The organism is Ardenticatena maritima, assembly GCF_001306175.1.
Taxonomy (GTDB): domain Bacteria; phylum Chloroflexota; class Anaerolineae; order Ardenticatenales; family Ardenticatenaceae; genus Ardenticatena; species Ardenticatena maritima.
Genome location: NZ_LGKN01000006.1, coordinates 393,476 through 416,617, shown reverse-complemented (window position 1 = coordinate 416,617; position 23,142 = coordinate 393,476). Strand labels below are relative to the sequence as shown.

16 protein-coding genes and 1 CRISPR repeat array (1 of these 17 running past the window's edge) are annotated in these 23,142 nt (G+C 61.7%); of the genes, 8 read left to right on the top strand and 8 right to left on the bottom strand.

Going from position 1 to position 23,142, the window contains the following annotated elements; all coding sequences use genetic code 11:
- A CRISPR array of direct repeats spans window positions 1-176; the repeat unit is 37 nt; unit sequence CTTTCAGCCGTATTCGATCCGCAGGGGATATTGAAAC; it reaches 152 nt to the left of the window's first position.
- 103 nt (window positions 177-279) lie between these two features.
- The 5 genes from SE16_RS12640 to SE16_RS12620 form a co-directional block, all read right to left on the bottom strand.
- Window positions 280-5,481, bottom strand: coding sequence for an alpha-amylase family glycosyl hydrolase (locus tag SE16_RS12640; protein WP_054492245.1), 5,202 nt, complete (start codon window positions 5,479-5,481; stop codon window positions 280-282).
- A gap of 196 nt (window positions 5,482-5,677) precedes the next feature.
- Entirely contained in the window at window positions 5,678-6,124 is a 447-nt protein-coding gene (locus tag SE16_RS12635) for a SufE family protein (RefSeq protein WP_054492246.1), read from the bottom strand.
- Window positions 6,125-6,144: 20 nt separating this feature from the next.
- Window positions 6,145-7,398: a peptidylprolyl isomerase gene (locus tag SE16_RS16630; protein WP_161804546.1), complete on the bottom strand. Its 1,254-nt coding sequence runs from the start codon at window positions 7,396-7,398 to the stop codon at window positions 6,145-6,147.
- A 104-nt stretch (window positions 7,399-7,502) separates the two neighbouring features.
- A complete protein-coding gene (gene holA / locus SE16_RS12625) occupies window positions 7,503-8,477 on the bottom strand; it encodes a DNA polymerase III subunit delta (RefSeq protein WP_054492546.1) in 975 nt (324 codons plus the stop codon).
- 12 nt (window positions 8,478-8,489) lie between these two features.
- Complete coding sequence (locus tag SE16_RS12620) at window positions 8,490-10,331, bottom strand: ABC transporter ATP-binding protein (protein ID WP_054492547.1); 1,842 nt, start codon at window positions 10,329-10,331, stop codon at window positions 8,490-8,492.
- 206 nt (window positions 10,332-10,537) lie between these two features.
- On the opposite strand from SE16_RS12620, the gene SE16_RS12615 reads away from it, so the two are divergent.
- From SE16_RS12615 to glpX, 8 genes are all read left to right on the top strand, one after another.
- Window positions 10,538-11,809 carry a mechanosensitive ion channel family protein gene (locus SE16_RS12615; RefSeq protein ID WP_054492548.1) on the top strand — a complete coding sequence of 424 codons (1,272 nt, stop codon included), beginning with the start codon at window positions 10,538-10,540 and terminating at the stop codon, window positions 11,807-11,809.
- Between the two features lie 88 nt (window positions 11,810-11,897).
- Window positions 11,898-12,632 carry a GNAT family N-acetyltransferase gene (locus tag SE16_RS12610; protein WP_060687675.1) on the top strand — a complete coding sequence of 245 codons (735 nt, stop codon included), beginning with the start codon at window positions 11,898-11,900 and terminating at the stop codon, window positions 12,630-12,632.
- Complete coding sequence (locus SE16_RS12605; RefSeq protein ID WP_054492402.1) at window positions 12,632-13,666, top strand: redoxin domain-containing protein; 1,035 nt, start codon at window positions 12,632-12,634, stop codon at window positions 13,664-13,666. Before SE16_RS12610 ends, SE16_RS12605 begins: the two co-directional genes overlap by 1 nt.
- Before the next feature lie 3 nt (window positions 13,667-13,669).
- Window positions 13,670-14,890, top strand: a complete 1,221-nt coding sequence (locus SE16_RS12600) for a hypothetical protein (protein ID WP_054492403.1) — start codon at window positions 13,670-13,672, stop codon at window positions 14,888-14,890.
- Between the two features lie 89 nt (window positions 14,891-14,979).
- Window positions 14,980-15,567 carry a GNAT family N-acetyltransferase gene (locus SE16_RS12595; RefSeq protein ID WP_161804545.1) on the top strand — a complete coding sequence of 196 codons (588 nt, stop codon included), beginning with the start codon at window positions 14,980-14,982 and terminating at the stop codon, window positions 15,565-15,567.
- 58 nt (window positions 15,568-15,625) lie between these two features.
- Window positions 15,626-16,978 carry an MFS transporter gene (locus SE16_RS12590; RefSeq protein WP_200907209.1) on the top strand — a complete coding sequence of 451 codons (1,353 nt, stop codon included), beginning with the start codon at window positions 15,626-15,628 and terminating at the stop codon, window positions 16,976-16,978.
- Between the two features lie 31 nt (window positions 16,979-17,009).
- Window positions 17,010-18,290 (top strand): MFS transporter, encoded by a 1,281-nt coding sequence (locus SE16_RS12585; protein WP_054492405.1) that lies wholly within the window; start codon window positions 17,010-17,012, stop codon window positions 18,288-18,290.
- An 87-nt stretch (window positions 18,291-18,377) separates the two neighbouring features.
- The gene (glpX, locus tag SE16_RS12580; protein WP_054492406.1) at window positions 18,378-19,406 is read left to right on the top strand and encodes a class II fructose-bisphosphatase; all 1,029 of its coding nucleotides are present in this window, start codon (window positions 18,378-18,380) and stop codon (window positions 19,404-19,406) included.
- 90 nt (window positions 19,407-19,496) lie between these two features.
- Here glpX and aceA read toward each other — a convergent pair whose 3' ends face one another.
- From aceA to SE16_RS12565, 3 genes are all read right to left on the bottom strand, one after another.
- Window positions 19,497-20,783 (bottom strand): isocitrate lyase, encoded by a 1,287-nt coding sequence (gene aceA / locus SE16_RS12575; RefSeq protein WP_054492407.1) that lies wholly within the window; start codon window positions 20,781-20,783, stop codon window positions 19,497-19,499.
- Between the two features lie 92 nt (window positions 20,784-20,875).
- Window positions 20,876-22,486: a malate synthase A gene (gene aceB, locus SE16_RS12570; protein ID WP_054492408.1), complete on the bottom strand. Its 1,611-nt coding sequence runs from the start codon at window positions 22,484-22,486 to the stop codon at window positions 20,876-20,878.
- 292 nt (window positions 22,487-22,778) lie between these two features.
- Entirely contained in the window at window positions 22,779-23,072 is a 294-nt protein-coding gene (locus SE16_RS12565; protein WP_054492535.1) for a hypothetical protein, read from the bottom strand.
- Window positions 23,073-23,142: the final 70 nt, after the last annotated feature.

The following is a 23,142-nucleotide window of genomic DNA, read 5'->3' as shown; positions in this document are numbered from 1 at the left end:
GCCGTATTCGATCCGCAGGGGATATTGAAACCAGTGCGCTGAGCCACAGAGTCTAGGCTCAGCGCGCTTTCAGCCGTATTCGATCCGCAGGGGATATTGAAACGGAAAGCCAGTTTCGCGCGGCATGATTTGAAACGCACTTTCAGCCGTATTCGATCCGCAGGGGATGCGTTGACGTTGTAGCCCGCATAACGCGGGCTTTTTTCTTTTGATGCGCAAGCCGCCGCCATACAAAAAAGCGCCCCACCAGAACGGTGGGGCGCTTTGCGTTGGGCGCGCTTATGGGGCTTGGCGGAAGAGGAGCGGCAGGAAGAGCCGGTACGCGCGTGTTGTGAATGTCCAGATGGTGGGCACTTGTTGCACGTCGCCCCCCGCGTCCACCTGGCCGGCGACGGTGACCGTGTAGGGCGTGCCGCCTTGCAGGCGCATGCTGGGCGTGAAGATGACCGTGTTGGTCGCGGCGTCGAGTGTGGCTGTGCCGCTGACCACGCCGCCCGGTCCTTCCAGCGTCAGCGCGAGGGTGTCGCTCACAATCGCCTGGTTCCACTGGACGCGGATGGTGGTTGTGACGGGCACGTCCACGGCGTTGGCTGCCGGTTCGTGCGCCACCACCAGCGGGTCGCGCCAGTTGGCGACGCTGGCGGTGACCGTCATCTCGCCGGTGCTCCCGTAGGCGACGGTGAACGTGCGGTTGGCGATTTCAGTGTTGCCGTCGGCGGCTTTCTCCACCGTTTCCCATGTGCCGCGGGTGAACTTGTATTCCACCTTGGTGCCGTCCAGCAACGTCAGGTCGGTCGTCCAGGTGGTGGTGTTCACCTTCGTCAGCGGGACGCCCGCCGGCTCCCATCCCCCAAGTGTGCCGTCGGCGTTGACCACGCGCGAGAAGTACACCGTGCCGGGCGTGTAGTCGGGCACGGTGACAACCACATGCACCGTCACCGGGCGCGCTTCGGCGGTGGCGCTGACCACGTTGGAAGGCGCGGAGCGGTTGAACGACGTATCGTACGCCAGCACGTAGTAGTGGTAGGTGCTTCCCGTGGTGACGGCGGTGTCGGTGTAGGTGGTCGCGGCGGCGTTCACCCGTGCCAGCCGTGTGAAGGTGGTGAGCGGCGGCGCGTTGACGCCTTCGGCGCGGTAGATTTCATAGCCGACAAGGTCGGTGTCCGTCACGGCGGACCACCCAATCGTGATGCTCCCCGGCGTGGTCGCCACTACCCAAAGCGCGGCGGGTGCAGCGGGCGGCGTCGTATCCGCCGAGGGAATCACATGCAGACGCCCGGCGTCGGCTTCGTTGTAGCCGGGACCGTTGCGGTCGGCGTAGAACCAGGTGCGCCCGCCGTCACTGCTCCAGCGGGTGGTGTAGACGAACTCGCCCACCGTTTCAGGCAGCAGCGTGCCGACGTATTCATCATTGTTCCCCACGGCGGCGTTATAACTCATGTCGAACCAGGTCCAGAGCGTGCTGGTGGGGGGCTCGCCGAGCGGTCCGAAGCCCACCTGCGCCCAAATGCCGTCGGCGGGACCGTTGGGACCGGTCGCCCCGTCAATCCAGAGTTGCCCGTAGATGCTTTCGGTGGGCGTCAGGGCGCTGATGGTGTGCGTGATTTCGTAGGGCCATTGCAGGTTGAACCAGGCGCTGCTCAGGTCGTGGTGGGGGGTGCCGGCGGCTTCGTTGGAATAGCCGCTTTCCAGCCCGGTGGCGCTGTTGCGGGCGACCACCACGTAGTAGTAGGTTTTGGCGTTGGTCAGGTTGGTATCGGTGAAGCGTGTGGCGGTCGTCGTCGTGATGAAGGTGTAGCCGCCGCCGCTCAATTCACTGCGGTACACGTCGTATTCATCGGCGTTGGCGACGGCGCTCCATGCGAGCACCAGTTGGTGGCTTTGTTCCGCCACCACCGCCAGGTCTGACACGGGGGCGGGCGCTGGTGCCAGCGCGCTTGTGGCGACAAGCACCGCGCCGCTCATGGGCGGCACATTGGCGACCACCAGGCGACCGTTGGCGTCCACCGTGTAAGTGTTGCCGCTCAGCACGTCCTCAAACACCGCCCCAATGGGCAGATAGCCGCTCACCGTGACCGTCACCGTCTGCGTCACCGTGGCGCGGTTCACCACCACCACGGCGGCGTCCGAATGGTCGGGCAGTTTGCGCCCGAAGGCATAGACGTTCGCCGCGTCATCGGTCAGCAGCGGGTCGAACGAGCCGACGCGCAAAGCCGGGTGGGCGTTGCGGGCGGCAATCAGCGTCTGGTAGTAGGTGCGCAGGGCGTCTTGCGACGCCTGGCTTTGCAGGTGGGCGTAGAACGGCGTGCCGCTTTCATCCAGCCAGGGGAACGGCACGCGGTTGTAGGGGTCGTCTTGCCAGGTTGAACCGTCGAACGTCACCGGTCCCACCAGCCCGACCTCATCGCCGTAGTAAATCGTGGGCGCGCCGGGCAGGGTCATTTGCAGGAGCGCCACCCCCTTCAAACGCGTGATGGCGTCGCTCCAATCGTAGTTGGGGTCGTCGTAGAGCGTGCTATCGTTCAGGTCGGTGTTGTGGTCGAGCATGAAGAGCGCGCGGTTGGTGTCGTGGCTGTCGAGCAGGTTCATCATGGCGTAGAACGCTTCGGGCGGGTAGCGTTCTTGCAGGTTGAGCAGGCGCTCGTTCAGTTCGGACGGGGTCAACGGGGTGAGCACGCCCGCCGATGAGGCGCTGTTGTGGTCGTTGTCCACAAACGGCTCATCACGCCAGAAGGAGAGCAGCGCCGAGCCGAACTGGTAGTTCATCGTGGCGTCCCATTCGTTGCCGAGCGTCCAGGCGGTCGCCAGCCCCCATTCCTCGCCCACGATGTAGGCGTCGGGGTTGGCGTCACGCACGGCGGCGCGGAAGCCTTCCCAATAATCGTTGGTCGGGTCGTTGGTGACGCCGGGGTCCACGTCGCCCGCCACGTCGAGCCGCCAGCCGTCCGCCCACTGCAACCAGTAGCGGGCGATGGCGTTGGGGCTATCCCAAATCAGTTGGCGCACGTCTGTCATCGCGCTGTTGAGTTTGGGCAGGCTATCGTAGCCGAACCAGGCTTCGTAGTCCGTATCGCCGGCGCATGCGCCTGTGCCGGCAACCGCCGCCGGGCGGAAGAAGTACCAATCGCGGTAGGGGCTGGTTTCGCTTTCGCACGCCCCGTCAGGCGCGGGGTAGCGGTGGTAGCGGTCGAAATAGATGCTGTCGGAAGAGGTGTGGTTGAACACCCCATCCAGAATGACCTTGATGCCCCGTGCGTGGGCTTCTTGCGTCAGCGAGATGAAGGTTTGCAGGTCGCCGAAGTCCTGCGAAATCTGGCTGTAATCGGTGGTGTCGTACTTGTGGTTGGACGGCGATTCAAAAATGGGGTTGAGGTAAATCGCCGTAATCCCCAGGCTTTGCAGGTAGTCGAGTTTTTGGCGAATGCCTTCGAGGTCGCCGCCGTAGAAGTTCTGGCTCCACTTGCCGGGGCACTCGTTGGCGTCGCGCGGGTCGCAAATGGGCGTGTTCCAGTCCGCGCCGCCTGAGCGCACAATCGTGCCGTCCGGCTCGTCGTAGAAGAAGCGCCCGGCGGGTGGGTTGTTGGTGGGGTCGCCGTCACGGAAGCGGTCGGGGAAAATCTGGTAGATGACGGCGTTCTTCACCCAATCGGGCGTCTGGAAAGCGGGGTCGTACACGGTGAGTTGCCAGGAGTTGTCGGGGCTGGTGGCGTAGGTTTGCCCCCAACCGCCGGTACGGGCGTCGTCGTCTTCGTAGTAGGCGGTTGTGCCGCCGTCCTTGACGATGAAGCGATACCAGTAAATCGTGGGTTGGTTGCCCACGGGCAAGGAGAGTTCCCACCATTCGTATTGCCCACTTTCAAGCACTTTTTGCATGGGCAACACCTGTTCGGCGTCGAGGCGGTCGTTCCAAATGCGCACAAGGGCTTCCGTCAGGTCGCCGCATGCGGCGCGCAAGCGCAGGGTGACCGTCACGCCGGTGGTGACAGCCCCGCCCGGCACGCGGTAGAGCGTGTCGCGGCTGTTGTGCCCCAGGTCGTTCCACCAGATGTCGCCGTCATGGGCGGCGCCGCTACTGCACGCGCCCGACGGTGTGGGGGGCGGCGTGGTTCCACCGCCTTGGGGCAGGATGTTCACGCGCCCTTCCTGCGCGTCCAGCACGAAGAGCACGGGTTGGTTGTCGCTCGTGGTCGAAAAGGCGATGTTGGCGGCGTCTTTGGAGCGCCCGTCAGCGCCAAAGGCGTCCCACGAGCCGGTGCTGGTCACTTTGCCGATGTACGCGCCGGCGGTGGTGATGGTGTACATGAGCGTGTGCCAGCCGTTGCCGTGGTGGGTGAGCGCCGTGGCGGGGTCGCTGTTGTTCCAGCCCTGGAAATCGCCCACGGCGGTGTAGGTGGTCGGAGCGTCGTCCCAGGCGTTGACGATGTTTTGCGTCGGCAAGAGCGCAACGCCGGCGTCGGCGCTGTGGTCGTTGGTGTCGAAGGTGAATTTGACGGTGCGGTTGTCGCTCGCGGTGGAGAGCCAGGCGTTTTGTGCGGGGTAGGTGTTCGACCAATTGCCGCACTCAACCACCTTCCACTCGTAGCGCCCGGCGGTGGGGATGGTGACGTCGAGGCTGAAAATGCCGTCGCCGCCGAGCAGGTCGCCATGCGTGCCGTCGTCGTAGAGCGGGGTGCTGGCGTTGTCCCAACTGTTGAAGTCGCCCGCCAGACACCAATTGCCGCTGCTGCTCCCGTTCGGCGCGACAAACCAGCGCCCGGTGCGCACATTCAGCACGAAGACGACCGTTTCATTGGGCGCGGATGTGGTGAAATTGACGGGAGAACCATCTTTGGCGCGCCCGTCTTGCACAAATTGCTCGTTCCACGAGCCGGTTTGCACGATTTTCGCCATGTAGGTGCCGGGGCTGGCGATGGTGTAGGTCAGGTAGTAGATGCCGTTGCCCAGGCTGGTGAGCGCGGTGGCGGGGTCGCTGTTGTTCCAGCCTTGCCAGTCGCCCACGGCGGTGTAGGTGGTCGGCGTGTCGTCCCAGACGTTGACGATGTTTTGCGTGGGACCCCAGGGCATGCCGGCGTCGGTGCTGTGGTCGTTGGTGTCGAAGGTGAATTTGACGGTGCGGTTGTCGCTCGCGGTGTAGAGCCAGGCGTTTTGTGAGGGGTATGCATTGCTCCAATTGCCGCATTCCACAATTTTGAACTCATAGCGGCCGGCGGTGGCGATGGTTTCATCACGCGAAAAAACGCCGTCGCCGGGGATGAGGTCGCCATGTGTGCCGTCGTCGTAGAGCGGAGTGCTGGCGTTGTTCCAACTGTTGAAGTCGCCCGCCAGACACCAGGCAGTTGTGGGGGCGGTCGCCGCTGTGGTGATGGGGTCGGGGTGTGGCGTCGCAGCGGCTTGCACAACAAACGGCAAGAGAAACGCAAGAGCAAGCAAGGACAGGATGAAGAACGTCCAACGGAAGCGCCAAACAGATGAGGATGCCATAGGTCAAACTCCTTTTTGCATACACTATGGCGGTTGACAAACCGGTACCAACCCAAGAGAACAAGAGGAACGGGCTCGTTGGGAACGTTCTCTTGGAACGTTCCCAACAATATCACCAAGCCCAGAAGGTGTCAAACGTGCAAAGAAAAAGGCGGTGCACAGTCATCGTGCACCGCCTCACGCGTGTTCGGCGTGGTCAGGCGCGGGATTCAAGGGCTTTGGCGGCGAGCCGCTTGACGTGTGCGAGCATGCCGGCAAAACCGTTCAGGCGCTGGTGTGAGATGGCGTCTTGCAAGCCGGTTTCGTAGTAGAAATCGGCGGGCACGGCGAGCACCTCTTCGGGGGTGGCGCCGTTCAGCCCGTGGTAGAGGATGGCGGCTAACCCGCGCACGGTGGGCGAATTGGGCGGGACGTCGAAGTAGTAGTGCAAGCGCCCCTCGTCGTCGGTTTCCACGGCGATGAAAACGGGCGTCATACATTCGGGGACGCTTTCCAATTCCTCATGCTTGCCCTGATAGCGTTCCGGCAGTGGGGGCAGGCTTTCAGCGTATTGCAACAGCAAGTCCAGTTTCTCGCGGCGGTCGGCGAGTGCAAAGTCGGTCACAATCTCTTGCAGTGCCTTGGGTAGTTTTTTCTCGCTCATGTTCACCCCTCGCATGTTGCTTACTGCTCAATCTCAATGCGTTCGATCACGTCGTCGGCGGTGATGCGTTGGGCAACGTCCAGCCCTTCGACAATCTCGCCAAAGACGCCTGTGGGCGTGATGCCGGTGTCGAGGTCGCTCAGCAGGATGACGAATTGGCTGCCGCTGGGCAGGTTACGGTCTTGCCGCACGAAAGCGGAGATGGTGCCGCTCAGGTAGGGGCGTGTGCTCTCGAAGGGCAACACGTACCCCACATCGCTGTCGGGGGATTTGAGTGGCGAGCCGCTGACCCAGAATTGCCCGTCGGAGACGAACGCGATGGGCATGCCGTCGTAGTAGCCCAGCGACGCCAGTACCACAAAGTTGTTGACGGTTTCGGGTGCAGCCTGGGCGTCCAGCGCGACGCGGATGACGCCTTGCGATGTGGTGATGACCGCGGTGTAGGCGTCGGCGGGGTCAATCTGCATGGTGGGGCGGGCTTCGTACAGGTTGGCGCGTTCTTCGACGGGGATTTCCGCCAGCGGACGCCCTTCCGCCAGTTCGGGGCGGGTGGGTTCAGGCGTGGGCGGGAGCAGGCTTTCGCTCACGGTCTCAATTTCCACCGTGAGGATGCGGTCGCCCTCAAAGTCGGGGTTTTGCTGAGGGTCTCGCGGTGTGAGGCTGAGCGCCACGTCCATGCCCTCAACCACCTTCCCGAAGATGGTGTGGCGTCCGTTCAGCCAGGGCGTTTCCACATAGGTGATGAAGAACTGCGAGCCGTTGGTGTTGGGACCGGCGTTTGCCATGGCGAGGTAGCCGGGACCGTCAAAGACGAGGTCGGGCGAGATTTCGTCCTCGAACGTGTAGCCGGGACCGCCGGCGCCGGTGCCGCTGGGGTCGCCCCCTTGCGCCATGAAGTCCGGAATGACGCGGTGGAAGGTGGTGTTGTCGTAGAAGCCCTGTTCAGCCAGGAAGACAAAGTTGTTGACGGTTTTGGGGGCTTTGTCGGCAAAGAGTTGGATGCGGATGTCGCCTTTTTCGGTTTTGATGGTGGCAACGTAGATGGCGTTCGGGTCAATTTGCATGGGTGGGGGTTCATCCCACTGCTGGTAGGCGGGCGTGGGCGCCGGGGCGGCGGCTTCGGGTGTCGGTTCCGCCGCACTGGTTGGCGCGGGTTCGCTGGTTGGGGCGGCTGTTTCGGTGGCGGGCGCGGGTTCGGTGCTTGCCCCGCCGCAGGCGGCAACCGCAAGCGCCACCAACAGGGTGAGTGTGAGAATGGTCAACTGCTTCAACACGTGTCTTCTCCTTCGGGTTGTTCGCTACAAAAAGAAGGCGGCCGAAGCCGCACCACACACTTTGGCCGAAAGTGGGGGTTTTGACAAATGCGCGTGCGGTGGAATCACCGCGCCGCCAGCCGTGTCACCAGCAACTCAATCGCCATGAGGGGGTCGGTTTGCCCTGTTTTGATGTCTATGTCGCATTCCAGCAGGCGCTCAAACGCGGTTTCCAATTCCTCGAACGTGAAGTTTTGGCTTTGGGCGAGCAGTTTTTTGATGACGAAGGGGTGCTGGCGCAGGCGCTCGCGGATGGCGTTTTCATCCATGCCCTGGGCGTGCAGGTCTTTCACTTGCAGAATGAGGCGGATTTGGCGCGTCATCATGTAGTGCAGGTAGGTGGGCGCGGCGTTTTCTTGCAAGAGATGGTGCAACGCCTGCAAGGCGTGGCGCGGTTGTCGCCGACCGATGGCGTCCACCAGCGCAAAGATGTTCGCGGCGTGGGTGTAGGGCACCATGCGGCGCACCATCTCCACGGTGATGGGGTCGCCGTTGGCGTAGAGTGTGAGTTTTTCGAGTTCCTGGTCGAGCAGGCGCGTATCCTCGCCGATAACTTCGGCGAGCAGGTGGGCGGCGCGCGGCTCAATCCGACCGCCTTTTTTCTGCACGCGCTGCGCAATCCAGCGGGGCAGGGCTTTAGCGTCGGGCAGGGCGAATTCCTTGACGAACGCGCGCGGGGGGTTTTCCTTGCTCAGGTCTTGCGCCAATTTCCAGAGGCGCAGGCGCTTGTCCACGTCGGTTTCGATGAAGATGAGCCGCGTGGTGGGGGGCATGGTGGGCAGGTACGCGACGAGTTGGTCGTGAAACTCCTTGTTGCCCTGTTTGAAGCGCGCCAGCAAATCGCGCACGATGACGATGCGGCGGTCGCTCAGGAAGGGCATGGCGTCGCACGCCTGGCGGAGTTGGTCGAAGGTGAGCGTGCGCCCATCGAGACGGCTAATGTTGAGGTCGCCCGTGGCGGGGTCTTCCACACGGGCGAGCAGTTGGGCGATGGCTTCATCGCGGCTCAGTTCATCTTTGCCAAAGAAAATGTAGAACATGGTGCGGTTGGGTCAGCCTGTTGGGTTGGTTGTTTCAGCCTGAAACTGGGTTTCGTAGAGGTGCGCGTACAGCCCCCCACGCGCCAGCAATTCCTCGTGCGTGCCTTGCTCCACAAGGCGACCTTCATTGAGCACCAGGATTGTATCGGCTTTGAGGATTGTTGAAAGTCGGTGCGCGATGACCAGGCTGGTGCGCCCTTCAAACAGCGGTTCCAGCGCCGCCTGGATGAGCGCTTCGTTTTGCGAATCGAGGTGGGCGGTGGCTTCATCCAGAATGAGGATGCGCGGGTTTTTGAGGATGAGCCGCGCGATGGCGAGGCGCTGTTTTTCGCCCCCACTGAGACGGTAGCCCCGTTCGCCCACAACCGTGTCGTAGCCTTCGGGCAGGCTCATGATGAAATCGTGAATGTTGGCGGCGCGGCAGGCCGCTATCAGCGCGTCGTCGTCGGCGTGCGGGTTGGCGTAGAGCAGGTTGGCGCGGATGGTGTCGTGAAAGAGGTAGGTTTCCTGCATGACGATGCCGATGTGGCGCGCCAGCGAGGCTTGGGCAATCTGGCGCACGTCGTGCCCGTCAATCGTGATGCGCCCTTCGGTCACGTCGTAGAGGCGGGGCAGCAGGTAGGTGATGGTGGTTTTGCCCGCGCCACTTGGTCCAACGATGGCGACCAATTGCCCCGGCTGAATGTCAAACGAGATGTCGTGCAACGCCCATTCGCGCCCCTGGGGCGCCGTTTCGCCGCCGGGCAGGGTGTCGTAGCGGAACGAGACATGCTCAAAGCGGATGTGCCCTTGCACGTCGGGCAGGTGGATGGCGTTGGGGGCGTCTTCGATTTCTACGGGCAGGTCCAGGTATTCAAAGACGCGCTCAAAACTGACCAGACTGGTGGCGAATTCCACCTGGACGTTGCTCAGCGCGCCGATAGGGCCATACAGGCGGGTGATGTAGGCGACGAACGCCACAATCGTGCCGGGGCTGATGGCTTGATTGAGGGCGAGGTAGCCCCCCACCCAATAAACCAGCGCCGTGCCGATGGCGCTTGCCAACCCGATGCCCACGAAAAACCAGCGCCCCACCAGCGCCGCGCGGATGCCTGTTTCCGCCAGCCCCTGGTTGATGGCGCGAAAGCGGGCGATTTCGTCTTGCTGGCGTCCGAAGATTTTGACGAGCAACGCGCCGTTGATGCTCAGCGTTTCGTTGATGCGGTTGCTCAGTTCGGCGTTGAGGTGCATGCGCTCGCGCCGAATGCGCCGCAAGATGCGCGCGACACGCCGCGCGGGCAAGAGGAAGAGCGGCACCACCACAACCGCCAGCAGGGTCAGCCGCCATTCGAGCGAAAACATGATGGCGAGCGTGGAAATGAGGATGACGATGTTGGTGATGATGTTGGGAATGGTGCCCGTGATGGCGTTTTGCGCCCCCACCACGTCGTTGCTAAAACGGGAGATGATGTCGCCCGCTTTGGTGTGGGTGAAGAAGCGCAGGGGCATACGCTGTAAATGTTCAAACATTTGTTGGCGCAGGTCGAAAATGATACCTTCGCCGACGCGGGCGCTGAAATAGCGTTGCGCCACGCCCAGCAGACCAGTGAGCAAGGGGATGCCGACCATGCCCAGCGCCAGCCAGTTCAGGCGGCGCACGTCGCCCGTGGGGAGCACGGTGTCGAACAGGTCGCGGTAGAGCAGGGGCGGCACCAGTTCAAGCACAGAGATGCCGATGATGAGCGCCAGCATGGTGAGAATGTCGCGCCAGTAGGGGCGGGCGTAGTGGGCGACGCGGCGCAGCAACTCGCGGTCAATGTGGGGGCGTGCGTTTTCATCGTAGCGTACAAGCGACCACCAACTATTATGGAACATGGAATGCTCTCACTCCTTCTTTTTCCTCGAACAGGTATGGGCAGTGTGGCGCAAAATTGTAGCATGGTTTGGGCGTGAGACGAGATGTTTGTACGCCGGGGGCGCTTTTGGGGCGTGAGAATGGCTGTTTTGGCGCTTGCGCTTTTTGATGGCGTATGCCACACTTGAAAGCGTTCCCTTGGTTATTGAGACGGAAAGGAGGATGTATGTCCCTTGTTGACTTCCTGATGAGCCTGGCGCTTGGTCTGCTTGCCACGCTCGTTCTCGCCTTTGTGTTGCGCTGGTTCATCACCACGTTGCTCAACACCATGCCCTGGTCGGGGCGCGACAAGGTGCGCGATATTCTGCTGGCGCTGGTCTGGCCGATGGCAGCGTTGGCGGTTCTGACGATGGCCGCAGGGCGTTTGCCGGGCGGGATGCTCACGCTTTGGGAGAACCCCGCGCTCACGCTGGATCCCGAAGCGGTGCGCGCCTGGCTGGCGGGGCTTGTGCGCGTCTGGTTCTTCTACGCGCTGGTGGTGGCTGTTGTGCGCGTTGTGCTGGCGCCGGCGAACGCCGCCTTTTGGGTGCGCCGCGTCGTGCGTCCGCTCTTCGCCTTGCTTGCGCTGGCGCAAGCCGCGGGTGTGCTTGATGACGTGCTCAATTACCCCATCCCGCTCACTAGCGGTCAGGTGTTGACCGTGCGCGGCTTGGTGCTGGCGACGGTCTCCGTGGCTGTGGTCTTCATCGTGGCGCGTGCCATTCGCGCCTACATGGAAACGTCTTTCTTGCCCAAAAGCGGTTTTGACCCCGCCGTCAGTTATGCGGTGAGCGCCACCCTCTTCTACGTGGTGCTCATCGTGGGTGTGCTCTCCGTCATCAATGCGTTAGGCTTCCCTCTGACCACGTTGACGGTGATTGCCGGTGGTCTTTCCGTGGGCTTGGGCTTTGGGCTGCAAGCGATTTTCAACAACCTGGCGAGCGGCTTCATTTTGATGTTCGAGCGGGCGCTTGCGCCGGGCGATGTGATTGTACATAACGGCGATGAGGTGGTCGTCGAACGCATTGGCATTCGCAGTACGCTGGTGCGCACACGCGGGAATGTGCTCATGCGTATTCCCAACGCCGACCTGCTCAATTCGCCGCTGGCGAACTATGGGCAGGGTGAAGAAGCCGTGCGCGTCGGCGTCGGCGTGGGGGTGTCGTATGACGCCGATCCCCGTGAGGTGGAACGCCTGTTGTTGCAAGCCGCCGACCACCCGCTGGTGCTGGAAACGCCTGCGCCGCAGGTGGCGTTTGTGGGCTTCGGCGACAACAGCCTCGATTTTGAGTTGCGCGTCTGGACCAATCAGCCGCAACGCATTCCCATGTTGAAAAGTGAATTGCGCTACCGCATTTTCGATGTGCTGAGCCAACACGGCGTCGAAATTCCCTACCCCCAACGCGATGTGCATTTGCGCTCCGGGTGGGAACGTCTCGGCAACGCGCCCGATGCTTGACGGGCGGCGGCTGCATTCGGGTGTTTGCGCTGAGTTGTGCTACTATTGGGGCGATGTGAAGCCTGAACGGAGATGAAAGCCGAGCCGTATGTATCGCACAGCACCATCCTTGCCAATTGAAGACCTTGACGCCATGTGGGCGGCTGTTATCGGGTGCGAACCGGGCGACCTGCGAAGCGGGCGCCTCATGTTGCGCATGGGGGGCGACCAGGAGATGCTGGATGTGTTCGTGACCCCCGATGGGGGCGTGGTGCTTGCGCCTTTCGCCCTGCTGGCGCAGATTGAACCGCCCACACTCGACCAGGCGCTGGAACCGTCCTGGTGGGCAATGCAGTTGAAATGCCGCCCCAGCGACCTGGCGGTGCAAGGTCCGATGACGATCTGGTACGCCACGCGCGAAACCTTCATTCCAGAGCCGCACCGTTTTGTGCGCGCCTTGCGCCGCCGCGACGCGGAAGCCTTGGCGCGGTTCGACCGCATTTTGAAAGCCCGCGAACCGGAGACCTATCCCTACTGGCAAATTGGGGGGCGCGAAGTCGCCCACACGCGCTTGTGGGGGGCGTACCACGAGGGCAAACTCGTCGCCGTGGCGGGGGCGCGCCTGCTTTCGTCCGATGTCGCCGAAATCGGCGTGAGTGTGCTCCCCACCATGCGCCGCCGCGGCTACGGTACGGCGGTGGTTTCCGCCGCCGCGAGTGCGCTCTTCGAGCAGGTGCGGCTGGTGCAGTTGCGCACACTCAACCACACACCGGGGGCAGACCGCCTCGCCCTGCGCCTGGGCTTTCGTCCCTACGCACACCACCTCTGGATTGGGATACCCTGATGCGCGACGAGCCATTGCCGAACACCGACCCGCTGGACAAACACCCCCTCATCCGCGCCCCTGAACTGGCGGGCGGTATCTGGCTGGATGAAACGCCCCGCTCACTGCACGACCTGCTGGCGCGTGGTCCGCTCTTGCTCGATTTCTGGGATTTCTCGTGCGTCAATTGCGTGCGCACGCTTCCTTATCTCGCCGCCTGGTATGAACGCTATCACCCGCTCGGCTTGAACGTGGTCGGTGTGCATACGCCCGAATTTGCATTCGGGCGCGACCCTGAGGTGGTGCGCCGCGCCGCCGACGACCTGGATATTCCCTACCCCGTCCTGCTCGACCCAGACCGCACGCTCTGGTATGCCTACGCCGTCAAAGCCTGGCCGACGCTCTTCCTGATTGACCGGGCGGGGCGTATTCGCTACACCCACGTGGGCGAAGGGGGCTACACCACCACCGAGCGCGCCATTCAAGCGCTCTTGCGCGAAGACCAGCCCACGCTCGCTTTGCCCGAACCGCTTGCCCCCTTGCGTCCCGGCGACCGCGAAGGGGCGGTGTGCTACCCCACCACGCCCGAACTCTACGCCGGCTGGGCGCATGGGCGGTTGGGGCATGCCGACGATTGGCAGCGCGACCAGGTGCACCACTTCACCGACCCACTCGCGCATGAAGAGGGCGTGCTCTATTTTCAGGGCGCTTGGCGTCCCACGGTGGAATACGCCGAATTTGTGGGCGAAGAAGGACATGTGCGCGTCTGCTACCGCGCCGCCGAACTCAACGCCGTCATGGCGTCGCTGACGGGCGAGCCCATTCGCGTGTTCATCCTGCAAAATGGCGAACCCCTGCACTTTGCCGACGCGGGCGAAGATGTCATCGTGGACGCCGACTATGGCTCCTATGTGCTTGTGCGCGAACCGCGCATGTACAACCTGGTGAACAACCCCGACTACGGTGTTTTCGAGGTGCGGCTTGTTCCCGCGCGGCGCGGGTTGGCGCTTTACGCCTTTTCGTTCGTTCCCTGCACACGTCCCACAGAGGGGTGAAGGATGAGCAAACGAAAAAGCCGCAAGCAACGCCGCCGAACCCCAACGGTGCGCGTCAAGGGGCTGGTGGCGTTCACCAACCGTGTGCGTCAGGCGCTGGCGCAGGGCGTGCCGCCCGAAGAGCATGCCCACTTGCGCCAGGAGGTGCAGAACGCCCTGCGGCAGGTTGAAGCCCTTTGCCGCGCGCATGGGCTGACCCCCGCCGATTTGCCCGCTCCATCGCGCCGCGCCTACGAATTTTTGCGCTCGCTCGACCTTTCGGCGATTCCCACGCCCACGGACAACGCCCCCGCGCCGCCGTCAACCGTGCGTGTGCAAAACGTGCGCCGTATGCAAACGGCGATGCACACGGCATTGTGGCAACTCGCTTTGCGTGAAACGCCGACGCCGGCGGAGGCGCTCGCCGAGGCGTGCGCTCATCATGCCGACACCATCCGCGCCATTCTCGACGAAGCCGGCGCGGATGTGCTGGCGCTTGCCCCCGCTACGCGGGCTTTCTACCAGTGGCTCGTCTTCCTCAGCGACTCCGAAACCATGCGCGAACATGTGGAAACCCTGCGCCGCTTTGTTCGCGCCGCCGAAAGCGTGCGCCCCAAGAGCCGCGGGGTGTTTGCGCTGGTGCGTCTGTTGCCCATGGCGCACATCTACCGCATGAGCCCCACCGCCGAAGGCACGCATGTGGCGTTGCATGAGGGCTTTCTGGGTGCGCCCGACGAGGTGTTGAAAGCGCTGGCGCGGGTGGCGTTGACGGGCAACGTCCGCGCCCAAGACCGACGGTGTATCCGTGACTATGTGCAGAGCGACGAGTTTCAGGAAACCGCGGCGACCGTCGAAACGCTGGAATTGCCGCTGGTGGCGCAACCCAAAGGAAGTTTCCACGACCTCGATGCCGTGTTTGACCGCGTCAACGCCGCCTATTTCAACGGCGCGATGCCGCACCCGCGCCTCACCTGGAACCGCCAGATGACGCACAACAAAATGGCGCACTACGATGCGCGGCGCGATACCGTCATGGTGAGCGTCACCCTCGACCACCCCGATGTGCCCGACGACGTGCTCGATTTTGTGATGTACCACGAACTGCTGCACAAACAGTTTGGCGTGCGTATCGTCAATGGTCGCCGCATGGCGCACACGCCCGAATTTCGCGCCGCCGAGCGCCGCTTTGCGCGCTATGACGAAGCCGTGGCATTCTTGAAATCTCACGCCCGCCGCATCATGTGAGATGTGGCGGAGCGATTGACATTGCACGGCGCATCCGATACACTCTCGCCGTGCATGGAGATGAACAAACGTGCGTGCGAGCCTCAATGATGGAGCATCCGCCCATGGCAGACGAACAGACGTATCGCGACGTTTCAGCGTTGCTCATTCATCCCGCCGAACTGGATGACATTGCGGCTTGCCTGGCGCTGGATCGTTCCTACACGACCAATGAAGTCTGGCAAATGGTGCTCGAACCGCGCCAGGGGTTGGCGACGTTGGGCGTGCGCTTTCACGCCGTGCGCCTGACCCGCGAAGTACGCCACCCCTACCCCCGCCCCGATGAGGAGTTGCGGGCGCTCTGGCAGCATGATATCTCCGACGTGCTGGTCGCGCGCCTGGGCGATGAGGTGGTGGGCTTTGTGGACATGCGCGCCCTGGTGGACCGCGGATGTGTCTGGGTGCACAACCTGGTGGTGCATGCGCCGTTTCGTCGGCGCGGCATTGGGCGGCAACTGGTCGAAGCCGCCGCCGAATGGGGGCGCGAACGGGGATTTCGCCGCTTCATTTTTGAGACGCCTACCAAAAATGGGGGCGCGTTCCAGTTTTTCTTTGCCATTGGCGCAGAGTTCACCGGTTTTCAAGACCGCTATTACAGCAATCAGGATATTGCTGTCTTTTTTGAATATCGTGTCTGAACACCCCCGGCGCGCGCTTTTTCGTGGGGTGTGCCACCCAACAACGTAGGACGCTCACATGGCAATGGTGCTCTCACAACAGGGACGTTTTCGGCAATGGCTGAGCCGCCTGGGATTGGCGACGCGCGAGCATATCGCGTGGGCGCTTTACGACTGGGCGAATTCCGCCTTTGCGACCACGATCATGGCGGCGGTGCTTCCGATTTATTACAGCACCGTCGCTGCCGCCGACCTGCCGCCTAACATTGCCAGCGCCTACTGGGGCTATACCACCGCCGCCGCATTGGCGCTCATTGCCTTCTTCTCGCCCATTCTGGGCGCTGTCGCCGATTACATGGGCGCAAAAAAGCGCTTTCTGGCGCTCTTTGTGGCGGTGGGGGCGCTCTTTTCCGCCTTGCTGGCGTTGGTCGGGCAGGGGGATTGGTTGCTGGCGTCGCTCATCTTCATCGTGGCGAATGTGGCGTTTGCCGGCGCCAACATTTTCTATGACGCCCTCTTGCCCTCTATTGCCAGTGAAGAAGTGATTGACCGCGTCTCAGCGGCGGGCTACGCACTGGGCTACCTGGGTGGCGGTTTGCTGCTTTTGCTGAATGTCGCCTGGATTTTGCAGCCTTCTCTCTTCGGCATCCCCGACACCACCACGGCAACCCGTCTCGCGTTTGTGAGTGTGGGGCTTTGGTGGGCGCTTTTCTCCGTCCCCTTGTTCCGCTACGTGCCCGAGCCAACGCGTCGTTTGGCGCACGACGAGCCGGTGCGCGGCAATCCCATCAAATTGGGGTGGGCGCGCCTGCTGAGGACGGCGCGCGAAATCAGCAAGTATCGCCAATTGCTCCTTTTCCTGGTGGCGTTCTGGCTGTATGGCGACGGCATTGGCACCATCATCAAGATGGCGACGATTTACGGCACCGAGATTGGCATTGGGCAAAGCGACCTGATTAGCGCGCTGGTGCTGACGCAATTTGCCGGCATCCCCTTCACTTTTGCCTTTGGCTGGCTGGCGTCGCGGCTGGGCACCAAACGCGCCATTGCCGTCGGGTTGCTTGTGTACACGCTGATTTCGATTGGCGGCTTCTTCATGGAAAAAGCGTGGCATTTTTGGGTTTTGGCGCTGGCGGTCGCGACGGTGCAAGGCGGCACGCAAGCATTGTCGCGCTCGCTGTTCAGCCTGATGGTGCCGCGCTCGCTCGCCTCGGAATTCTTCGGCTTTTTCAGCGTCTTCGCCAAATTCGCGGGGGTGCTCGGCCCGTTCCTTTTCGGTCTGATTGCCAGCCTGGCGGGCACCAGCCGCTTGAGCATTTTATCGCTGATTGTGTTCTTCCTTGGCGGGCTGGTCGTCTTGGCGTTTGTAGATGTGGATGAGGGGCATCGCGTGGCGTTGGAGGTGGACGCGCACTACCACCCCGCCGCGTAAAAAGCAACCAATTGTTTGCGGAGAGGCTCTGATGAACCAACAGGCGTCCCCGGCAAAATCGTCGGCAATTTTCTCGTTGCCCGTGATCTCCTGGGCGTTGTATGACCTGGCGAACACCATGTTTTCGATGAGCATCGTCTCGCTCTACTTTTCGCTCTGGGTCGTCAACGTCATGGGAGGTACTGACGAACTCTACGCCAATGCCAATGCGTTTTCGATGGCGCTCATGTTCCTCACCGCGCCGATTCTGGGGGCTATCTCCGACCAGGCGAGTCGGCGCATGCCGTTTCTCGTGGCTTCGACGCTGATTTGTGTTGTGTTCACGGCGTTGCTGGGCACGGTGGGGCTGTATGGCTCGCTTATTCTCTTCGTCGTCGCCAATTACGCTTTTCAGGCGGGGTTGATTTTTTACGATTCGCTCTTGCCCGAAGTGAGCACGCCGGAAAACCGCGGACGCGTTGGCGGGCTGGGCATCGGACTGGGCTACATGGGCTCGTTCATTATCGTCGGCCTGGGGCTGATGATTGTGAAAGAGCAGACGCACGAAGAACTGGTGACGATGTTCCGCCTGACGGCGTTGCTCTTCCTGCTCTTTGCGCTTCCCTGCTTCATTTTTGTCAAGGAACGCACACGCCGCACCAAGGGCATTTCCGCCGAGGTGATTCGCGGTGCGATTTTCCAGGTGCGTCATACCATCGCCCACGCGCAGCAATTCCCCGGTTTGGTGCGTTTTCTGATTGGTCGCATTTTTTACACCGACCCCGTCAACACCATCATCGTCTTCATGGGCGTTTATGTGACGAATGAAGTCGGGTTTACCGCCTTCGAGGCGCAGTTGCTTTTGTTGACGGCGATTGCCGCTTCGGTGATTGGCGGCTTTGTGTGGGGGGCGGTGGTGGACCGCATCGGGCCCAAGCGCGCGTTGTTTATGGTGCTCAGTTTGTGGAGTGTGACGATTCTGCTGGCGGCGGCGATTCCTGTGTTGGGCTTGCCCAAAGCGCTTTTCTGGGTGGTAGGTATGATGGCTGGGGTTGCCCTGGGGGGCACATGGGCGGCGGACCGCCCCTGGATGTTGATTTTGTCGCCGCCGCGCTACGTGGGTGAGTTTTATGGCTTGTACAGCATGGTGGGACGCTTTGCGGCCATTATTGGCCCGTTTACGTGGGGTGTGATCGTTGACCGTCTGGGATGGGGACGCCCAGCGGCGGTCTTCACCATGTTCTTCTTCGTGGTCATCGCGATGTTCATCTTGCGCTCGGTGGATGATGAACCGCGTACCTGGCCGCCCGAATTGCAAGTGCAGCCAGAGTAAAAGGTTGTATTCGCCAAATTCAGCGAACCAGCGATAATACACATGCCTTCTGTGAAAAAAAGAGCATATTCTACAAGGAGGTAGAACATGTCCCAATCAGCCGAACGTCGCGCACCCGACCGCAACCTGGCGCTCGAACTGGTCCGCGTGACCGAAGCCGCCGCCATGGCTGCCGCTCGCTGGCAGGGGCGTGGCGACAAGAATGGCGCCGACCAAGCCGCTGTGGACGCCATGCGCTTCATGCTGAGTACCGTGCAAATGGACGGTGTCATCATCATCGGCGAAGGCGAAAAGGACGAAGCCCCGATGCTCTACAACGGCGAGCGCGTCGGGAATGGTGAACCCCCCGAAGTGGATGTTGCGGTGGACCCCATTGACGGCACGCGCTTGCTCTCTCTGGGGCGCTCGAACGCGCTTAGCGTGGTGGCGATTAGCGAACGCGGCACCATGTTCGACCCCGGCAAAATTGTGTACATGAACAAAATCGCTGTTGGCCCCGAAGCCAAGGATGTGATTGACATTGAAGCCCCGCCGCGCGAAAACCTGCGCCGCATTGCCAAAGCCAAGGGCATGGCTATCGAAGACCTCACCGTCGTCATTCTCGACCGCCCACGCCATCAGGACCTCATCCGCGAAGTACGTGAAACAGGCGCGCGTATTCGCCTCATCACCGACGGCGACGTCGCGGGGGCGATTATGACGGGGTTGCCCGGCACCGGCGTGGACGTGCTCATGGGCATTGGCGGGACGCCAGAGGGCGTTATAGCGGCTGCCGCGCTCAAATGCCTGGGCGGTGGTATCGAAGGCAAACTCTGGCCGCGCAACGATGAAGAACGCGCCTGGGCGGAAGAACATGGCTATGACTTGAAGCAGGTGTTGGGCATCAACGACCTGGTCAAAGGTGATAACGTCTTCTTTGCGGCGACGGGCATCACCAACGGCGAATTGTTGCGTGGGGTGCGCTACTTCAGTGGTGGGGCGCGCACGCACTCGCTTGTCATGCGTTCCAAGAGCGGCACCATCCGCTACATTGACTCCATTCACCGCTGGGAAAAACTCTCCAAAATCAGCGATATCGCTTACGCGCCGGCGTCGCATGTGGATGAACCATGGTAATCTGAGCAGTTTCATGAGAAAGCAGAGCGCCCGCCAATCTGGCGGGCGCTACGCATATCAAGAGGAGGCGCTTTCCTCGGGTTGGGCGGTTTAGTGGAATTGCTCGGCTTCGGTCGAGCCGTGCAGGGCTGCGGTTGAGGCTTCGCCGCCGGTAATCGTGGTGAGCACGGTGTCGAAATAGCCGGTGCCCACTTCGCGCTGGTGGCGCGTTGCGGTGTAGCCGTCTTTTTCGGCGGCAAATTCGGCTTGTTGCAGTTCCACGTAGGCGGCCATGTCGCGCTGGTCGTAGTCGCGCGCCAGTTGGAAGGTGTGGTAGTTGAGCAGGTGCCACCCCGCCAGCGTGATGAACTGGAACTTGTAGCCCATCGCGCCCAATTCGCGCTGGAACTTGGCGATGGTCTCGTCATCCAAATGGCGCTTCCAGTTGAAGGAGGGCGAGCAGTTGTACGCCAGCAGTTTGCCCGGATACTCCTTGTGAATGGCTTCGGCGAATTGGCGCGCTTCGTCCAGGTCGGGTGTGGATGTTTCAAACCAGAGCAGGTCGGCGTAGGGGGCGTATGCCAACCCACGGGCGATGGCGGCTTCGAGACCGTTGCGCACGCGGTAGTAGCCTTCGGGTGTGCGTTCGCCGGTGATGAAGGGGCGGTCGTATTCGTCAATGTCGCTTGTGAGCAGGGTGGCGCTCAGGGCGTCGGTGCGCGCGATGAGCACCGTCGGCACGTCCAGTACGTCAGCCGCCAACCGCGCCGCTGTGAGCACGCGGATGAATTGCGATGTGGGCACCAGCACCTTGCCACCCAGGTGGCCGCACTTCTTTTCCGCCGCCAGCTGGTCTTCAAAGTGAACACCAGCGGCTCCGGCTTCAATCATCGCTTTCATCAGCTCAAACGCATGCAATGGACCACCAAACCCCGCTTCGGCGTCGGCGACAATGGGCACGTACCAGTCAATCGAGGTGTCGCCTTCAATGCGGTGAATCTGGTCGGCGCGCATGAGGGCGTTGTTGAAGCGGCGCACGAGTGTGGGCACACTGTTGGACGGGTAGAGGCTCTGGTCGGGGTAGGTTTGCCCCGCCAGGTTCGCGTCGGCGGCGGTTTGCCAGCCGCTCAGGTAGATGGATTTCAACCCCGCCTTGACCATTTGCACCGCTTGCGCGCCCGTGACGGCGCCAAAGGTGTGCACGTAGGGCTCGGTTTGCAGCATGTTCCACAGGCGTTCCGCGCCATAGCGTGCCAGCGAGTATTCGATAGGCAGCGATGTGCGCAGGCGGACAACGTCCTCGGCGGTGTAGTTGCGTTTAATGCCCTGCCAGCGGGGGTCGGTTTGCCAGCGGTATTCAAGTTCGGCAATTTGTTGTTCCATCGTTGGGCGCACCATATGAAACTCCTTTCTGGTTGGGTTGGTTTTTTTGGGTGGAATGTGTTGGCTACGCCCTGGCAAACACCGGCGGTCTGCCAGGGCTTTTTTTGTTAGGGCAGGTAGTCGTACGCCACGAATGTCAGGAACTCGATGAACTCATCGGCTTCGACCAACTTGTCCAGAATGTCGGCGGCTTCGCCGTAGCGTTCATGATCAGCACCGCCCAGCTTTTCCAGCTCTTCGGTGCGGACTTGCTCGTACAGCTCGCGCGTGACGGGACGCCCATCGTCGAGCGCGCCACCCAGGTTGATCCATTGCCAGATTTGCGCGCGCGAGATTTCGGCGGTGGCGGTGTCTTCCATCAGGTTGAAGATAGCCGCCGCCCCGTTCCCATTGAGCCAGGCGTTCAGGTACTGCAAGGCGACGCTAACGTTCAGCCGCAAGCCCTCTTCGGTAATCTTGCCGTTGGGGACGGTGAACGTTGTCAGGTCGGCGGCGGTGACATGCACGTCTTCGCGCAATTTGTCTTTTTGGTTGGGGCGGTCGCCCAACACTTCGTCGAACACTTCTTTGGCGACGGGCACCAGGTCGGGGTGGGCAACCCACGTGCCATCGAAGCCTTGCCCCGCTTCACGCAGTTTGTCTTCGCGCACTTTTTGCAGCGCCACGCGGTTCACTTCGGGGTCGCGGCGGCTGGGGATGAACGCCGCCATGCCGCCGATGGCATGCGCCCCACGTTTGTGGCACGAGCGCACCAACAATTCGGTGTAGGCGTACATGAAGGGAACCGTCATGGTCACTTGTGAACGGTCGGGCAAGAGTGCGTCTTTGTGGTTGCGGAACTTCTTGATGACGCTGAAAATGTAGTCCCAGCGCCCCGCGTTGAGCCCCGCGGCGTGGTCGCGCAATTCGTAGAGGATTTCTTCCATCTCGAACGCCGCCAGAATGGTTTCAATCAGCACCGTGGCGCGAATTGTGCCGTGGGGCACATTCAGCATTTTCTGGGCGGTTGTGAAGATGTCGTTCCACAAACGCGCTTCCAGATGGCTTTCCAACTTGGGCAGGTAGAAGTAGGGTCCCGTGCCCCGCTTGATGAGTTCGTGGGCGTTGTGGAAGAAGTACAACCCAAAGTCGAAGATGCTAGCGGAGATGGGTTGCCCATCTACCAGCACATGCTTTTCAACCAGATGCCACCCACGCGGGCGCACCAACAGCGTCGCAATCTTCTCTTTCAGGCGGTATTCCTTGCCGCGGGCTTCGTCTACGTACTCAATGCGGCGGCGCACCGCGTCAATCAGGTTGACCTGCCCCTGCGTGACGTTCTCCCATGTGGGGGAAAGCGCGTCCTCGAAGTCCGCCATGAAGACGTTGGCGCCCGAGTTGAGCGCGTTGATCATCATCTTGCGGTCTACCGGTCCCGTGATTTCGACACGGCGGTCTTGCAGGTCGGGCGGCGTGGGAGCGACTTGCCATTCACTTTCGCGAATTTCGCGCGTTTCGGGCAAAAAATCGGGTTTGTTGCCGGCGTCGAGCCACGCCTGACGTTCGGCGCGCGCCGCCAACAGGTCTTCACGGCGGCTGTTGAAGCGGCGATGCAATTCCGCTACAAATGCCAGCGCTTCGGGGGTGAGCACTTGCTGAACAGCGGGGGTGATTTCGCCAAGCACTTCGACACCAGGGGGAGTTTGGAATGTGGTTTTGGCGTTTGAACGGGTGACCATGAGCGCCCTCCTTTGGGAGATTGGTTGGTGGTTGTGAAAAACGGAACGTTTTCTTGTGAAACAGGGTACAAACAAAGCGGGTGGGTTGACAACACGTCTTACGGTAGTTTCTTCAAACGCCCGATTGGGTGGTGTTTGTGAAAATGGGAACGTTCTACCTACCCGATGGGGTGGGTGCTCGAACGGGTAGGGGGTGGAAAGGGGGGCTGGGTTGCCTGTTTTTCACGCGCGGCGCACGCGATGCACAAAAAAAGCGCCCACCGGATGGTGGGCGCGGGCAAGGGCGGCGCTGCTAGACGCTTTGCGGCGATGGCGTGTAAAACAAATCTTCGTTCTTCAACTTCATGCGCTCTTCGGCGTTGAGCCTGTGTGTGCCGCGAAAATGGAGCACGTCCACTTCAACTTCGTAGGTGTAGTGGCGGCGCTGCCACCCGTAGGGCGGCCAGTAGTGCACCAGGTCGAACTGGATGGTCTGGTTTTCTTCGTCAATCGTCTCGTTCAACAGCCAGGCGGGATATTTTTCATCAATCAGCACGCGCACTTTCGCGTCGCGCGTCGCGCGCCATGCGGCAAATTTGTCGCTCATACATGCCTCCTTTGTATCGCTCCACGTTCGGGCACATTCTACGACAATTTGTTTGTGAAGCAAGGTACTT

Excerpts from the sequence above, each read along its gene's own strand:
- SE16_RS12640 (WP_054492245.1), bottom strand. The coding sequence starts at position 5,481 with ATGGCATCCTCATCTGTTTGGCGCTTCCGTTGGACGTTCTTCATCCTG.
- SE16_RS12635 (WP_054492246.1), bottom strand. The coding sequence starts at position 6,124 with ATGAGCGAGAAAAAACTACCCAAGGCACTGCAAGAGATTGTGACCGAC.
- holA (WP_054492546.1), bottom strand. The coding sequence starts at position 8,477 with ATGTTCTACATTTTCTTTGGCAAAGATGAACTGAGCCGCGATGAAGCC.
- SE16_RS12620 (WP_054492547.1), bottom strand. The coding sequence starts at position 10,331 with ATGTTCCATAATAGTTGGTGGTCGCTTGTACGCTACGATGAAAACGCA.
- SE16_RS12615 (WP_054492548.1), top strand. The coding sequence starts at position 10,538 with ATGTCCCTTGTTGACTTCCTGATGAGCCTGGCGCTTGGTCTGCTTGCC.
- SE16_RS12610 (WP_060687675.1), top strand. The coding sequence starts at position 11,898 with ATGTATCGCACAGCACCATCCTTGCCAATTGAAGACCTTGACGCCATG.
- SE16_RS12605 (WP_054492402.1), top strand. The coding sequence starts at position 12,632 with ATGCGCGACGAGCCATTGCCGAACACCGACCCGCTGGACAAACACCCC.
- SE16_RS12600 (WP_054492403.1), top strand. The coding sequence starts at position 13,670 with ATGAGCAAACGAAAAAGCCGCAAGCAACGCCGCCGAACCCCAACGGTG.
- SE16_RS12595 (WP_161804545.1), top strand. The coding sequence starts at position 14,980 with ATGGAGCATCCGCCCATGGCAGACGAACAGACGTATCGCGACGTTTCA.
- SE16_RS12590 (WP_200907209.1), top strand. The coding sequence starts at position 15,626 with ATGGCAATGGTGCTCTCACAACAGGGACGTTTTCGGCAATGGCTGAGC.
- SE16_RS12585 (WP_054492405.1), top strand. The coding sequence starts at position 17,010 with ATGAACCAACAGGCGTCCCCGGCAAAATCGTCGGCAATTTTCTCGTTG.
- glpX (WP_054492406.1), top strand. The coding sequence starts at position 18,378 with ATGTCCCAATCAGCCGAACGTCGCGCACCCGACCGCAACCTGGCGCTC.
- aceA (WP_054492407.1), bottom strand. The coding sequence starts at position 20,783 with ATGGTGCGCCCAACGATGGAACAACAAATTGCCGAACTTGAATACCGC.
- aceB (WP_054492408.1), bottom strand. The coding sequence starts at position 22,486 with ATGGTCACCCGTTCAAACGCCAAAACCACATTCCAAACTCCCCCTGGT.
- SE16_RS12565 (WP_054492535.1), bottom strand. The coding sequence starts at position 23,072 with ATGAGCGACAAATTTGCCGCATGGCGCGCGACGCGCGACGCGAAAGTG.